Annotated in this window: 11 protein-coding genes; 5 read left to right on the forward strand and 6 right to left on the reverse strand. The window is 59.7% G+C overall.

Going from position 1 to position 15,365, the window contains the following annotated elements; all coding sequences use genetic code 11:
* Positions 1 to 79: 79 nt before the first annotated feature.
* From ISP18_RS14560 to ISP18_RS14570, 3 genes are read right to left on the reverse strand one after another with little or no spacing between them, the layout of a single operon-like run.
* Positions 80 to 715, reverse strand: coding sequence for an alpha-ketoglutarate-dependent dioxygenase AlkB family protein (locus tag ISP18_RS14560; protein ID WP_380013317.1), 636 nt, complete (start codon positions 713 to 715; stop codon positions 80 to 82).
* Positions 696 to 1,307: a class I SAM-dependent methyltransferase gene (locus ISP18_RS14565; protein ID WP_380013320.1), complete on the reverse strand. Its 612-nt coding sequence runs from the start codon at positions 1,305 to 1,307 to the stop codon at positions 696 to 698. The genes ISP18_RS14560 and ISP18_RS14565 overlap by 20 nt, the downstream gene beginning before the upstream one ends.
* A gap of 45 nt (positions 1,308 to 1,352) precedes the next feature.
* Positions 1,353 to 2,750, reverse strand: a complete 1,398-nt coding sequence (locus ISP18_RS14570; RefSeq protein ID WP_380013323.1) for an amidase — start codon at positions 2,748 to 2,750, stop codon at positions 1,353 to 1,355.
* Positions 2,751 to 2,927: 177 nt separating this feature from the next.
* Between ISP18_RS14570 and ISP18_RS14575 the strand changes: the two genes are divergently transcribed.
* The 5 genes from ISP18_RS14575 (at position 2,928) to ISP18_RS14595 (ending at position 10,863) form a co-directional block, all read left to right on the forward strand.
* Positions 2,928 to 4,529: an electron transfer flavoprotein-ubiquinone oxidoreductase gene (locus ISP18_RS14575; protein ID WP_380013326.1), complete on the forward strand. Its 1,602-nt coding sequence runs from the start codon at positions 2,928 to 2,930 to the stop codon at positions 4,527 to 4,529.
* Positions 4,526 to 5,824 carry a glycosyltransferase gene (locus tag ISP18_RS14580; protein WP_380013329.1) on the forward strand — a complete coding sequence of 433 codons (1,299 nt, stop codon included), beginning with the start codon at positions 4,526 to 4,528 and terminating at the stop codon, positions 5,822 to 5,824. The genes ISP18_RS14575 and ISP18_RS14580 overlap by 4 nt, the downstream gene beginning before the upstream one ends.
* A gap of 224 nt (positions 5,825 to 6,048) precedes the next feature.
* Complete coding sequence (locus ISP18_RS14585; protein WP_380013332.1) at positions 6,049 to 9,048, forward strand: glycosyltransferase; 3,000 nt, start codon at positions 6,049 to 6,051, stop codon at positions 9,046 to 9,048.
* Positions 9,049 to 9,144: 96 nt separating this feature from the next.
* A complete protein-coding gene (locus ISP18_RS14590) occupies positions 9,145 to 9,891 on the forward strand; it encodes an electron transfer flavoprotein subunit beta/FixA family protein (protein ID WP_380013335.1) in 747 nt (248 codons plus the stop codon).
* Positions 9,892 to 9,918: 27 nt separating this feature from the next.
* Positions 9,919 to 10,863 (forward strand): electron transfer flavoprotein subunit alpha/FixB family protein, encoded by a 945-nt coding sequence (locus tag ISP18_RS14595; protein ID WP_380013338.1) that lies wholly within the window; start codon positions 9,919 to 9,921, stop codon positions 10,861 to 10,863.
* 64 nt (positions 10,864 to 10,927) lie between these two features.
* Here the strand turns inward: ISP18_RS14595 and ISP18_RS14600 are convergent, their stop codons facing one another.
* The 3 genes from ISP18_RS14600 to cysD all read right to left on the reverse strand — a co-directional run bounded on the left by ISP18_RS14600 (position 10,928) and on the right by cysD (position 14,957).
* Positions 10,928 to 12,094 (reverse strand): DegT/DnrJ/EryC1/StrS family aminotransferase, encoded by a 1,167-nt coding sequence (locus tag ISP18_RS14600; protein WP_380013341.1) that lies wholly within the window; start codon positions 12,092 to 12,094, stop codon positions 10,928 to 10,930.
* A 101-nt stretch (positions 12,095 to 12,195) separates the two neighbouring features.
* Complete coding sequence (cysN, locus tag ISP18_RS14605; protein ID WP_380013344.1) at positions 12,196 to 14,052, reverse strand: sulfate adenylyltransferase subunit CysN; 1,857 nt, start codon at positions 14,050 to 14,052, stop codon at positions 12,196 to 12,198.
* The gene (gene cysD, locus ISP18_RS14610) at positions 14,052 to 14,957 is read right to left on the reverse strand and encodes a sulfate adenylyltransferase subunit CysD (protein ID WP_380015859.1); all 906 of its coding nucleotides are present in this window, start codon (positions 14,955 to 14,957) and stop codon (positions 14,052 to 14,054) included. Before cysD ends, cysN begins: the two co-directional genes overlap by 1 nt.
* Positions 14,958 to 15,365 lie beyond the last annotated feature (408 nt).

Consider the following 15,365-nt stretch of genomic DNA (forward strand, 5'->3'; position numbering starts at 1 on the left):
CGGGCCTGCAAGGGTGAGGAAATGACAAGGGGATCACGCATTATGTCCAGCGCCTTGCGTCAATCCAAGCTGCAGGGCGTCATGACTGGCGATGTATCAGACGGAACGTGAGATTGATGCGTGGTCCGACAACTTCAGCGCTCTTGGGCAAATCGTGCTGGTAGTGGCTCTGGGTATCGCCCGCCATGCACAGCAAGCTGCCATGCGGCAGCGTGAGGCCGACCGGCGGCGACGCACGCATGCCGCGAGGCACTCGACGACGAAAACGAAAGCGGCGCTCCGCACCCAGGCTCAGCGAGGCGATAGTTGGTTGGGCGCCGAGTTCGGGCTCATCGTCGCTGTGCCAACCCATGGAATCGTCACCACTGCGGTACAGATTGGCGAGCACGCTGTTGAACTTCGCTTGGCATGCCTGCTCCACGCGCAAGCGCAGGGAAAGCAGGGATGGTGTCCACGGCCGCGGCTCGAAGCGGCTGCGCGAATAGACGTACGTAGCGCCGGGATCGCCGATCCAGCAGCTCAGTCGCGGCGAATCGACCTCGCGCCCGAACATTTGCAAGCGATGCCGCTCCCAGGAGATTTCATCCAGCAGGCGCTTGAGCAAGTCATCGGCTTCTTCGTGGGCAAGCCAGCATGGCGCGTAGCGCACATCCGCATCGATCAGGGGCAGACGTTGCCAGCTGTCGCCAAGCAGCTCAATCGTCGTCACGGACATAGGTGTACACCTGCGCCGGCGGCAAATTACGCCACACCATGCCCACGCGCGTGCAGCGCAAGCGCAGTTGCCGCTGCACCTGTTCGTGCATGGGGCTGCGCCAACCATAGGTGTATTGCACGAACACACCGCCAGGACGAAGTACGGCCAGCGCGGCGGAAACAATGTCGTGCTGCAACGCCGGCGGCATGGCCAGCAGACCGAGGCTACTGAGAATGGCATCGGCGCCCGTGGGTGCCAGCACACCCGTGCGCAGAGCAAGTTCGTGGACGTGCCTCGCATCGGCGCACAACACCTGCGCCTGCGGAAAGCGGCGGCGCAGGATGGCATGTAGGGTGGCATTCATTTCCAGCACCAGCAGCTGCGCTGCGGACACCCCGTGTTGCAGCAGCGCTTCCGTGATGACGCCGGTGCCGGCACCCAGTTCGATTACGCAACGGGCCTTGGCCGGCATGGCCGCCGCCATCATGCGCGCCAAGGGCCGACCGGACGGCAGCACGGATGCCATCTGCAGCGGATGCTTGATCCATTCGCGGAAAAATGTGAGTTGCGAGGTTATGGCGGGCATGGTGGTGGGGTCGGGATTTTCCATCACTCTATCCGGCGACCCGTAACAAAACGTTGTCAATGGCCTTCACTAAGCGATCACCGGATAGTTGGGCGCAGCATCGAGCGTGGCAGACCACACCGCCGCAAGCTCTAGCAGGCGCAGATCCGAACCGCGTGCGCCGACCAACTGCATGCCGATCGGCAAGCCATTTGGCAGCGTGCCCATAGGAATGCTCACTGCAGGACAGCCTGCAAGATTGGCGAAGCTGGTGAGATCGCCCTGCGTATCCGGCGCTGGACCATCGAGCGGGAAAGCGCCCTGCGGCGTGGTGGGCGTCACCAGCACGTCGATCTGCGCGAACAACCGGCGCATCTTCAGCGTAGCGGTGTCGAGCACGCGATCGGCATCGGCGTAATCGGCGGCGGTCTTGCGCGTGGCGTAATCGAGCAGGCGACGGAACTGCGGCGAAACGGGATGCTCGGTATCGGCAAGCTGCACGGCGAAGGTGCCAAGCATTTCCGCCTCCATCAGCAAAAAACCGGCGCGGCGGGTGCGAGCAAAGTGCCAGTCGTCGAAATCCACCGTGCGGCATTCGCCCAATTCGCGGTCGAGCTTGGCGAGCGCCGCTTCGAATACGTCCACGACTTCCGGCTGCACACCGAGCGCAGGCAGGTTGGACAACAGGCCACAACGCAACTTGCCAGGCTCCCAATCCGGCGGCGACAGCGCCACGCGGCGGCGGCGCGAGCGCGAATCGTCCGCGTCATAACCGGCGAGCACCTGCAGCAGCACGGTGAGGTCGTCCACGCCACGCGCGAGCAGCCCCACGGTATCGAGCCGACGCGCCGCTGGCGTCATGCCACGCGCGGAAATCTCGCCTTGCGTGGGCTTCAAGGCGAACATGCCGCAATAGCTGGCGGGAATGCGAATGGAACCCAGACTGTCCGAACCGATCGCCGCCACTGCCAGGCCTGCCGCCACCGCTGCCGCGGCACCGCCGGACGAACCGCCTGCCGTGTAGCCCTGACGATGGGGGTTATGCGTGGGCCCAAAGTGCGGATTGTGCGTGGTGGCGCCGAGCGCGCCCTCGTCCATATTGGTTTTGCCAACCAGTACGGCACCCGATGCGCGCAACCTTGCCACCACGTGCGCATCGTGTTCGGCCATCACGCCTGGCCCCGGCAAGCCGGAGCGCGTGGTCCAGCCGGCGATGTCGAAGTTGTCCTTGAGCGCTATGGGAATGCCATCCAACCGTCCGATCACGCCGTCGCGCCGGCGATGCTCGGCGCTACGCGCCTGTTCGAGCATCAGCGCCGGGCTCAAACCCACATAAGCATTGAGCTGCGGATTGATGCGCTCGATGGCCTGGAGGTAGACCTCGGCCAGCCGACCCGGTTGCACGCGGCCGGCGGCCAGCCAATGCAGGATCTGGCACAACGTGGCGCGGCGAAGGTCGAGATCGGCGATCGGCTGTAGGGAACTCATGCACGCTCCAGCGCAGGGTGAAACGCGATTATGTCCATTCACGGCAGCTCACCCACAAGCAGGCACCTGTTTGCCGCGCGGTAGGCGAACCCGGAGAATACCGTCCTGACCGCCACGGGAACCACCCGTGCGGCTACCCTCAGCAGCCACCTGCCACGTGACGGAGCCCAAGCCCCCATGACTGAACGCGAGACGATGGAATACGACGTGATCGTCGTCGGCGCGGGGCCAGCCGGGCTTTCGTTCGCGATCCGCCTGAAGCAGCTCAAGCCGGACGTGACGGTGTGCGTGATCGAAAAAGCATCCACTATCGGCGCGCACATTCTGTCCGGCGCGGTGATCGAACCCCAGCCACTGGACGCCCTGCTGCCCGGCTGGCGCGACAACCCGCCGCCGATCTGCGTACCTGCCACCGAGGATGAGTTCTGGCTGCTCAACAAAACCGGCGGCCGCAAACTGCCGGTGCCGGCGACCATGAACAATCACGGCAACTTCATCGTATCGCTGGGCGCCATGTGCGCATGGTTGGCCCCGCAGGCCGAAGCGGTAGGCGTGGACGTGTTCCCCGGCTTCGCCGCCGCTGACACCATCTATAACGACGACGGTTCCGTGGCAGGGGTGCGCATCGGCGACATGGGCGTGGCGAAGGACGGCTCGCACAAACCCGGCTACACGCAAGGCATCGACATCAAGGCGAAAGTCACCGTGCTGGCCGAAGGCGCGCGTGGCAGCCTCACCAAGCAGCTAATCAAGCGCTTCAAGCTCGACCAGGATAGCGATCCACAAGGCTATTCGATCGGCATCAAAGAACTGTGGCAGGTGCCAGCAGGACGCGTGACGCCCGGCAAGATCTTCCACAGCTTCGGCTGGCCGGCCGACAACCACACCTACGGCGGCGCCTTCCTCTATCACCTGGACAAAGACCGCATCGCGCTCGGCTACGTCAGCGGCCTCGACTACAGCGATCCGAACTACCAGCCGTGGGAAGCCTTCCAGCAATGGAAGAACCATCCCATGATCAAGTCGCTGCTTGAAGGCGGCAACATTCTTTCGGCCGGCGCGCGCGCCATCGTCACCGGCGGCTATCAATCGCTGCCCAAGGTGGAACTACCCGGCGCCCTGCTGATCGGCGACACCGCCGGCCTGCTTAACGTGCCGAAGATCAAAGGCACGCACCAGGCCATCAAGAGCGGCATGCTCGCCGCCGAACACCTCGCCGCCAACGATCTGACCCCCGCCGGCTTCGACGCCAAACTGCGCGGCTCGGACGTGATGGCCGAACTCAAGAAGGTGCGCAACATCAAACCCGGCTTCAAGAAAGGCCTGTGGTTCGGCATCTTCAACGCCGCTTGGGAAACCGCCATCGGCGGAAAATCGCCCTGGACACTGAAGAACAAGCCCGACTGGAACTCCCTGCACAAACTTGGCCAGCATGAGCAAGCTAAGCGCGACTACGTGCAACGCGAACTGCCCCCACGCGACCGCCTGGCCGGCGTCTACTTCGCCGCCACCGAACACGACGAAGACCAACCCATTCACCTGCACGTGGCCGATACTTCGGTATGCGTGACGAAATGCGCACAGGAATACGGCAACCCCTGCACCCGCTTCTGCCCCGCGAACGTCTACGAGATCGTCAACGATGAGGGTGGCAAACGCCTGCAGATCAACGCCGCCAATTGCGTGCACTGCAAGACCTGCGATATCAAAGATCCTTACGAAATCATCAACTGGGTTCCACCGGAAGGTGGGTCCGGACCGAACTACCAAAATCTGTGAATCTCGATCTCGCTTGGCGCATCGCGCGCCTGCATCAACTTATTCGTCGCGCATGGGGCAGTTTGGCCTTGCGCGGGTGGAAAGGTACGTTCCGTCGTGCCGTCGAACAATTCAATGCCCAGCAAGGAAGCGCCGGACCGGATGATCTCCACACCGTAGCGGACAAGGACTTGCGCAATCGCAGGCGCATCCTGGTGATCGATACCATGCTGCCCAATCCGGCTCGCGATTCCGGATCGTTGCGGCTGTGCATGATGCTCCAGCTCCTCCACAACGAGGGTTGGCATGTGGACCTGCTGCCCGACGACGGCCGCATCACTCCCGCAGACGTCGAACGACTGCGCATTTATGGCGTGCACGTGCACCCAGGCAGCGTGTTGACATGGCTACGTAAGCATGGCACCTCACTCGATGCTGTACTGTTGTGCCGCTTGTCCGTCGCGGCGCCGTATCTGACACCAAGCCGGAACCTGGCCCCTCAGGCCATGTGCATCTTCGATACGGTCGACCTGCATTTCCTGCGCGAACAGCGCGCGGCTGAAGTATCCGGCAGCCGACGCATGCACAGGCAATCCGTCGCGTCACGGCAACGAGAGCTTGCGCTAATACACGACAGTGACGTGAGTTTCGTCGTAAGCGAGGTGGAACTGGATATCCTCAGAGAAGAGTTGCCCGACAGCCATATCGAGCTGGTCAGCAACATCCATGAGATACATGGCCGCAGCAGTCCGTTTTCGACAAGGCGCGACCTGCTCTTCGTTGGCGGCTTTGGCCATCCGCCGAATGAAGATGCCATGCGCTGGTTCGTGGCGGAAATCTTGCCCAAGCTACATTCGCGCGATCCTTCGATATGCTTGCATATCGCCGGGGATATCACGCCGGAGGCTCGTCGCGTACTGGAACAACCTGGCGTCGTCATTCACGGTCGTGTGGACGACTTGTCGACACTCATGAACTGCTGCAAGGTCTCGATAGCGCCGTTGCGTTTCGGCGCTGGCGTCAAGGGCAAGGTGAACATGGCCATGAGCTACGGCCTCCCTGTGGTGGTCACCCCCATTGCCGCAGAAGGCATGCATTTGACTGACGGTGTCGATGCCCTCATTGCGAACAATGCCACCGATTTCGCTTCTGCCGTATGGCGTGCATATCACGACGAACAGCTTTGGACCCGTTTGTCCGATGCAAGTATCACCAACGTGCGCCAATACTTTTCCCCCGACGTGGCACGAGATACGTTACGCAGAGTATTACCTTCCGGCCAAGAGTTCGCCGATCGCTCTGCACCGGTGAGGTAGTTCATGAGAAACCTGCTGCAACTCGTCAACCGCTTCCTAGCAAGGCACCCGAGCCTGAGACGCAAGATCGTCAACGCTGTTTATCGTATTCCCGTACTCGATATGCGTCTGCGCGCAGTACTGAATCAGCGTGACGACCTAACATGGCGACGTTTAGACGTAGACGATTTGCCTGAAGACGTCCAAGTCGTATATGAGCGGCTTTGCAATCGGGTGAAACGTCCATGAAGCTTCTGCTTGACCTTCAAGGTGCCCAAAGTCAGAGCAGAAGTCGCGGCATCGGTCGCTACACGTTAGCGCTCACGCGAGCCTTTTTAGACAAGGCAGAAGCGAACCACGACGCACGACTGCTGCTTAATGCGCGGTTCGGTGATGCCACGGATGCGTTGATCGCCACCCTTGGTAAGCATGCGAACCCCGATCGCCGGCTCGTACTGGACGTGCCCGAAGGTATTCGCGCCCAACCTGGCGGAAACGATTGGTTGCGCCGAGCCGCCGCACGTACCATGCGGCACGCCGTAGAAGGACTTGGCGTGAACGTTGTCTGGTATAGCAGTGTGCTCGAGGGATACAACGACGACGCTGTATTGCCGGATGAGCCACCTGCCGGCGTCGTCAGCGTGGCGACGCTGTATGACCTGATTCCTTTGCATGATCCAGATGCTTACCTTGATCACCCACGCGTGCGTCAGTGGTATGAGCAAGGCATCGAGACGCTGCGCCGCTGTAATCTGCTTTTCGCTATATCCGAGTGGGTTCGTCAAGATGCCATCAAGCAGCTTGGCTTGGCGCCTGAGCGCGTCATCAACATAGGTGCAGCAGTTGACTCATGCTTCGCACCATCGTCACCTGATTCGGTAGCTTCAGCCTCCCTTCGTTCAAAGTATGGCATCACTCGTTCGTTCGTTCTCTACAACGGAGGATTCGATCCCCGCAAAAACGTGCCGGCACTGATCCGAGCCTTTGGAGCGCTCTCCGAATCTCTGCGCGCGGCGCACCAGTTGGTCGTCGTTGGACGCGCCGGGCAGGAGGACATGGCGCAATTGCAGGCTGCGATGCAGAGCGCCAGACTGACAGCGGATGACGTGATCTACACCGGTTATGCGCCGGATGGGGATTTGATAAGGCTTTACGGTGAATGCGCGCTATTCGTCTTTCCTTCGCTGCTTGAGGGGTTCGGCCTGCCGCCGCTAGAAGCCATGGCATGTGGTGCCCCTGTCATCGCTAGTCATGCCGCCAGCCTTCCGGAAGTCGTGGGTAGACGCGATGCGCTCTTCGATCCGCAACGCGTAGACGGGATCACTGTGCGCATGACTGACATACTCGGCAACCCATCCTTTGCCGAGGAGCTTCGTCGATACGGTCGCGACCGTGCCGCGAAGTTCAATTGGAGCGCTGTAGCAGATCGCGCCTTGAACGCGTTACAGATGTCGGCAGAGCAAGCAAGAACTCGGCATGCTGCGAAGGAAGCCCCCGCTTCACGCAAGCTCGTCTGCGTTCCGGCTCCTGGAACAGCTATCCCGTCTTGGATGAATGACATCGAAGCCAGCGTGTTTTCCGACATCTCGCAAGTACGCAACCTGGATGCTGCCTATCTGCTGTACGTCGCCGAGCTGGGCAATGCCTCCACCTTCGAAAAAGCCATGCGGATGCACCCAGGCGTTCTGCTTGTCCAGCATGTATCGCGCGGCAAGCCTGCAGCAGACCATCAGGACAGGTGGCATGCCACCTATAAAGGAATGGGCTATCCCGGCTTACTTGCTTTACAGAGCAGCCAAGCCGCCAACGCCAGCATCAATTTGGCGCCATTATTCGAACATGCCTTGGCCGTACTTTGTGCCGATGAATCGCTTGCCGGCCAGATTCGCGCTTCGGTGACAGCTATGTCGCCTCCCGACATCAGGGTACTGCCCGAATCCAAGACAGCTCCCGCCTGCCTAGCCGCACTGAAGCAGTTGTATGCGACGCATCCGCTCGCACGCGAAGCAATGCTGCTCAACGACGTTGGAGCTATGGAAGGTAAGCCGAGCGATGACGATCTTGCTGCCGTTGCCTCTACGGCGATATCCGTACGCAAGCCCGGGAAAATTCGTCGATGGTTGGTCGATGTCAGCAGCATCGCAGAAAAAGATCTCCGTACCGGGGTTCACCGTGTTGTACGAAACACGCTCGTGCATTGGCTCAAGTCCCCGCCAGATGGTGTGCGCATTGAGCCCGTGCGTTTCAGCCAAGGGCGTTACCATTATGCGCGACGCTATGCGCTTGACCTGCTAGGACTTACGGATGTTTCCCTCCCGGAGGAAGCCGTTGAAGCGGCCAACGGCGACACCTTCTTCGGCCTCGATTGGGCCGTCGATACCATCACCGCAGCAGAACCTCAACTACGTGAATGGCATCGTCGTGGCGTGAGCCTGCAGTTCCTCATCTACGACCTGCTGCCGATTACGCTGCCGGATACGTTTCATCCTTATGCACGCGATCGCTTCAAAAATTGGCTGAAAACGATCACAACCCTTGCCGATCGTCTGATCTGTGTTTCACGAGCAACTGCCGAAGACTTGAGTCGTTGGCTAGCGTTGACGAAAATGCCTTACCAATTCAAACGCGCACCCGGCGTGGAACATTCACCGCCCGGCGTCGATGCCACGCTGGGAGGCGTGGTGTCCAAACCGCGCCCGCAGCTTGTCTATGTAATGCGTACTCGCCCCACTTTCTTGATGGTCGGAACGATCGAACCGCGCAAGGGCTACGATCAGGCGCTCGACGCTTTCGAGTTGCTGTGGAGCAGCGGCATAGACGTCAACCTTGTCATCATCGGTCGTTTCGGATGGATGATGGAAGCTTTCGTCGCCAAGGTGGACAAGCATGCAGAACGAGATCGTCGCCTGTTTTGGATCGACAACGCAGACGACGGTGAACTGAATGCTATCTACCAAGCCAGCACAGGGTTGTTAGCTGCGTCCTGGGGCGAGGGTTACGGTCTACCGTTGATCGAGGCGGCCCGGCGAGGATTGCCCGTCATCGCACGCGATCTTCCAGTGTTCCGCGAAGTTATGGGACAGCAAGCCGCTTACTTCAATGCGCCGGCTGCGGCAGATCTGGCCGAGTTCCTGCGCAATTGGCTGATCACTCCCCTGCGTCCGAATCAAGCTGCCGCAACGCAATGGCCTTCCTGGCAGCAAAGCGCTGCGAATCTGGCGGAATTAGTCCGGCGCGCGCAGTGACCATTCGCCACCGCATGGTGCTTCAAATCCGGTTAGAATAGTTGTTTGCATGACAATTCCATACGCCCACGAGGCGTCCGGTATAAGGAAACGCAGATGAAGATTCTGGTCGGCTACAAGCGCGTTGTGGACTACAACGTCCGCATCCAGGTCAAGCCCGACGGCACCGGCGTGGCGACCGACGGCGTAAAGCTCTCCGTCAATCCCTTTGACGACATCGCCCTGGAAGAAGCACTGCGCTTGCGTGAAAAGGGCGTAGCCGAAGAGGTGCTGGTAGTTGGCATCGGCCCGGCCGATTTGACTGCCCACTTGCGCAACGGCTTGGCGATGGGTGCTAACCGCGCCATTCACGTAGTCACCCCGGAAGCGGTGCAGCCACTTACCGCGGCGCGCGCGTTCCTGAAATTGGTGGAAAAGGAACAACCTGGCCTGGTGATCTTAGGTAAGCAAGCCATTGACGACGATGCCAACCAAACCGGCCAGATGCTCGCTGCGCTGTGGGATCGTCCACAGGCGACCTTCGCCAGCAAAGTCGAGATTGCTGCCGGCAAAGCCACGGTAACGCGCGAAGTCGACGCCGGCCTGGAAGTCATCGAAACCGAACTACCGGCCGTGATCACAACCGACCTGCGCTTGAACGAACCGCGCTTCATTAAGCTGCCGGACATCATGAAGGCCAAGTCCAAGCCGATCGACACCATCGAATTCGCTTCGCTGGGCGTGGATACGCACGATCAGCTCAAGACCACGCACTACGCCGCGCCAGCCAAACGCAGCAAGGGTGTGATGGTGAAGGATGCCGCCGAGCTGGTGGCAACACTGAAGCAGAAGGGGCTGCTCTGAGCAGCCGACCGGAATAAGGAGACATCCATGAGCAAGATCCTGGTTATCGCCGAACATCTGGACGGCAAACTGAACCCTTCCACCGCGCGCGCCGTGAGCGCTGCCGCAGCCATCAAGCCCGAAGCCATCGATGTGCTCGTGCTTAGCAACAACGTCGACAATCTGGCCGCTGAAGCCGCCAAGATTGAAGGCGTGAGCCGCGTACTTACCGTCGCTCGCGCCGAAAACGCCCATCCGCTGGCTGCCGTGTTGGCACCGCAAATCGCCAATGCTGCCTCGGGCTATAGCCACGTGTTCGCCCCCTCCACTACGTTCGGCAAGGACGTCGCGCCGCGTGTGGCCGCACTGCTGGGTGTGGCACAGGTCAGTGACGTGATGAGCGTGGAAGGCAGCCATACCTTCAAGCGGCCAATCTACGCCGGCAACGCCATCGTTACGGTGGAAGCTGACCCCTCGCATGCCGTCGTGGCAACCATTCGCACCGCGTCTTGGCCTGCAGCCACTAGCGGTGCCAACAATGCGCCGGTCGAAGCGTTGAGCCTGAATGTAAGCCTTCCTTCGCACACGCGCTTCGTCGAACTCAAGCAGGGTAAGAGTGATCGCCCGGACCTGCAAAGCGCCAACAAGGTCGTTTCCGGCGGCCGTGGCGTCGGCTCTAAGGAGAACTTCGAAATCATCTACAAGTTCGCCGACAAGATCGGCGCAGCCGTAGGTGCTTCCCGTGCTGCCGTCGATGCTGGTTATGTGCCCAATGAGCTGCAGGTAGGTCAGACCGGCAAGATCATTGCCCCCGAGCTATACATTGCTATCGGTATCTCTGGTGCCATTCAGCACCTTACTGGCATCAAGGACGCCGGCACTATCGTGGCGATCAACAAGGACGGTGAGGCGCCGATCTTTGAAGTGGCCGACATCGGACTGGTCGGAGATCTGTTCAAGCTGATACCAGAGCTGGAGCAGGCAATCGGCTAACGGTCAACGCACCCGATAACTCGAAAAAGGCGGTACATACCGCCTTTTTTATGCCCGCATCAGCTCAAGCGCCCAGGATGAAGTGCACTGCATCGATCACGCGCTGCACATCGTCATCGGACATGGCCGGCGACAATGGCAAGCTGACGGTTTCGCGCCCAACTCTCATGGCATATGGCCACTGCTCCGGTGTCCAGCCGAAGCGCCGCTGGTAATACGGATGTTCGGGAATGGAGAGGTAGTGCACACCCGTGCCAATCCGCATCGCATTCATGCGATCCAGGAAGTCATCGCGCGTAATGCCGCAGCGTTGCGCATCGATCATCACCGTGTAGAGGTGCAGGCCGTGCCGCGTATCGGAAGCTGCAGCAGCAGGCAATGAAATTGGCAGTCCCGCGAACGCTTCGTCGTAACGCCGCCAGATCTCGGCACGGCAATGCCAATTCTGTTCAACCCGAGCCAGTTGGTGCAGGCCGATTGCCGCCTGCACATCCATCATGTTGTATTTGAAACCGCATTCCACGACTTGGTAGTGCTTATAACCCTGATCACCGAATCGATGCCAGGCATCCTTGCTCATCCCGTGCAGGGCAAGAATACGTGCGCGCGCCACCTGCGCTTCGCTGCGACCGAGGATCATGCCCCCTTCGCCGGTGACCACATTCTTGGTCACGTAGAAGCTGAAACAGCCGAAATCGCCGAATGTACCCAGTGGCTTGCCGTGAAAATGGGCTTCTACCGCGTGCGCGCAATCCTCGATTACCGCCAGTTTATGGCTATCTGCGATCGCCATGATGCGGTCCATGTCGCAGGGACGACCGGCAAAATGCACGGGCAGGATCGCCCGCGTACGAGGCGTGATGGCCGCCTCGATGGCCACAGGATTGATGTTCTGCGTCAGCGGATCGATATCGGCCAACACAGGCGTGAGTCCGGCGTGGAGAATAGCGTTGACGGTGGCGCAAAAAGTCAGCGGGGTGGTGATGACTTCAGAGCCAGGCTCGATCTCCGCCGCCAGCATGCTCACATGCAAGGCCGCCGTGCAGGAGTTGACTGCCGCGACCTGTGACGCCTGTACACTGCGGAAGGTCGCAAAATTTCGCTCGAATTGCGCCACGCGCGGCCCCGTTCCCAGCCAGCCCGACCGCATGCATGCCTCCACTTCGGCAATCTCCGCTTCGCCGATCTGCGGCGCGCCGAAAACAAGAAACGGCAATTCAGAAGGGTTCAAGTTCGAATCCGCATGCATAGTGGGGAAAATGTTCCGGTTCGGTGAAACCCGCGAATGAATCTCCAGGCTCGCGATCACCGGCATTCTCATGGTACGAACAATCAGTGTTCCGCGTCGGGAGCCACCTGTGACATCAGCTCTTCAACCATCGCTTCAATCGAGCTTTCGCTAGTGCGTAAGTGCACCTCCGGCCTAGCCGGCGCCTCGTAAGGAGAATCGATGCCCGTGAAGTTGCTGATTTCTCCCGAGCGTGCCTTGCGGTACAACCCCTTAGGATCGCGCCGCTCGCACTCCTCCAGCGGCGTATCGACGAAGACCTCCACAAACTCGCCCTCCTCGAACAAGTCGCGGGCGAATTCGCGCTCGCTCTGGAATGGCGAAATTACGCACACCAGCACGATAAGCCCGGCATCGACCATTAAGTGCGCCACTTCGGCTACACGCCGCACGTTCTCCACTCGCGCCTCTGCCGTAAAACCAAGGTCACGGTTCAAACCATGGCGCAGGTTGTCGCCATCGAGCAAATAGGTGTGACAACCCAATGCGTTCAAGCGACGCTCAAGGAGATTGGCGACCGTCGATTTGCCAGCACCTGACAGCCCGGTGAACCACAGGCATTGTGGTCGCTGCCCCTTGCTTTGCGCCCGCACCTGCTTGTCTATGTCCAGGTGCTGCCAGTGCACGTTGGTAGCGCGACGAAGCGCGAAATCGAGCATGCCACAAGCTACGGTGGCATGGTTCTGCCGCTCGACGAGTATGAATCCGCCTAGCGTTGGATTGTCGGCATAGGGCTCGAACGCAATGGGATGATCAAGGTCGATGTTGCAATAACCGACCTCGTTCAACTGCAGACGATGCGCGGCCAGCTTGGCCTGCGTATTCACGTCCACCTTGTGCTTGATCGAGGTGACTCGGGCATTGACTGTTCGAGTGCCGATCTTGAGCCAGTAACCACGATTAGGTAGCAATGGCGCATCACTCATCCACAACACATGCGCGGCAAATTGATCAGTCTCCTGCGCCGGTCGCACTGCATCGGCAATAACATCACCGCGGCTGACGTCGATCTCACAATCCAACGTCAATGTCACGGCCTGCCCTGCATTCGCTTCGTCGAGATCGCCGTCGGCCGTTACAATTCTTGCGATATGAGCGCGATGCGCACCAGGCTGCACCACGACCGGTTCGCCAACCTTGACCCGACCGCTGCAGATCGTTCCCGCATAACCGCGAAAGGTCTGGTCCGGACGATTGACCCATTGCACTGGCATGCGAAAGTCGGAGGAATGGAACGGCTCGACCTGTATGTTTTCGAGCAATTCGAGCAAGGTCTGGCCCTCGTACCAGGCCATCCGTGTGGAACGCTTGCCGACGTTATCGCCCCCGAGAGCAGAAACCGGAAGCGCATGAACTGCGGCAATGCCCAGTTGCGAGGCAAGCTCGCCGTAGGCATCGCGGATGGATACATAGATGCCCTCCCTATAATCGACCAGGTCCATCTTATTGACAGCCACAATGACTTTGCGAATACCAAGCAACGCGCAAATGTACGTATGTCGCCGCGTTTGCGTCAGCAAACCCTTGCGAGCGTCGACCAGCACGATGGCCAGATCCGCATGCGATGCGCCCGTGGCCATATTACGCGTGTACTGCTCGTGTCCGGGGCAGTCGGCCACGATAAAGCTGCGGCGTACGCTGCTGAAATAGCGGTAAGCCACATCGATCGTGATACCTTGCTGGCGCTCGGCATCGAGACCGTCGGTCAGCAGCGAAAAATCCAGGATGTCCCCGGCGGGATGCAGGCGCCGACTATCGCGCCGCAGCACCTCAATCTGATCATCCGGCAGCATGCCCGCATCGAAAAGCAAACGGCCTAGCAGCGTGCTTTTGCCATCGTCCACACTGCCGCAGGTAATGAAACGCAGGAGGCTGCGAGACTGGACATCGGCTGCATCCATCAGAAATAGCCCTCCTGCTTCTTGCGCTCCATTGACGCCGCTGCATCCTGGTCGATGAGCCGCCCTTGACGCTCCGACAACCGTGATTCGGCCATTTCGGCAATGACCTCATCCAGCGTGCTCGCGGTGGATTCGATCGCACCGGTTAACGGATAACAGCCAAGCGTGCGGAAACGCACGGTGCGATGCTCGATCTTTTCACCATCGTGCAGGACGAAGCGTTCGTCATCCACCATGATCCAAGTACCGTCACGCGACACCACCGGGCGCTCCTTTGCAAAATAGAGCGGCACTACCGGGATTTCTTCGCGCCGGATGTAATGCCATACATCCATCTCCGTCCAGTTGGACAGGGGGAAAACACGCACACTCTCGCCTTTGTGGATGTGCGTGTTGTAGAGATTCCACAACTCGGGACGCTGATGCTTCGGGTCCCATCGATGCTGCGCGTTGCGGAAGGAGAAAATGCGCTCCTTGGCGCGTGATTTCTCTTCGTCGCGACGGGCACCTCCGACCGCCGCGTCGAAGCGGTATTTATCCAACGCCTGCTTCAGGGCGGCAGTCTTCATCACATCCGTATGTATCGCTGCGCCATGGACCAGTGGAGAAATGCCTTGGCGGACACCTTCCTCATTGACATGCACAAGCAGCTGCACATTACCAGCCGCGGCTACCTGATCACGGAAGGCGATCATCTCGCGAAATTTCCATGTCGTATCGACGTGCAGAAGCGGGATGGGTGACCGCGCAGGGTAAAAAGCCTTACGCTGCAAATGCAGCAGCACCGAAGAATCCTTACCGATCGAGTACAGCATCACTGGGCGCTGGAAATTGGCCACCACCTCTCTAAAGATGTGGATGCTTTCGGCTTCGAGTTGGTCCAGATATCCGTAAAATGAAGTCATTGGCGCCGCTAAATACTGAGAATGGCGGATTCTGCCATGACAGGCCGGGATGGGGAGCCCATGAAGGGCGGCCATTTATATACCCATATCGAACTTCCCTTCCACATGAATGTCCTGGCTGCCCGCGCCGGCAGCCCTGACTATAGGCCGAGACCGACTCCTGAAGCGGGCGAAAGTACTTGAGCGGCCAACATCGGCCCAAACGACGCTATCCATTAAGCCAAGCCTCATCACCGAACGTGTATCGAGCCCACCTCGGCCACTCCGGGATTTCGCAAGACCTTTCAGCCTCGTCAGGGAGTTGTCATTAGAGTCTCGTTAGTGGCCCAAAAAGCGGTGGTTGTGGCATGATTAAGAGAAAATTTCTTACGGATGCCACGGCTTTACGGGACATATTGCGTGGCCACA

Origin of the sequence: Dyella humi (assembly GCF_044904605.1) — a bacterium.
In the GTDB taxonomy this organism is placed as follows: domain Bacteria; phylum Pseudomonadota; class Gammaproteobacteria; order Xanthomonadales; family Rhodanobacteraceae; genus Dyella_B; species Dyella_B humi.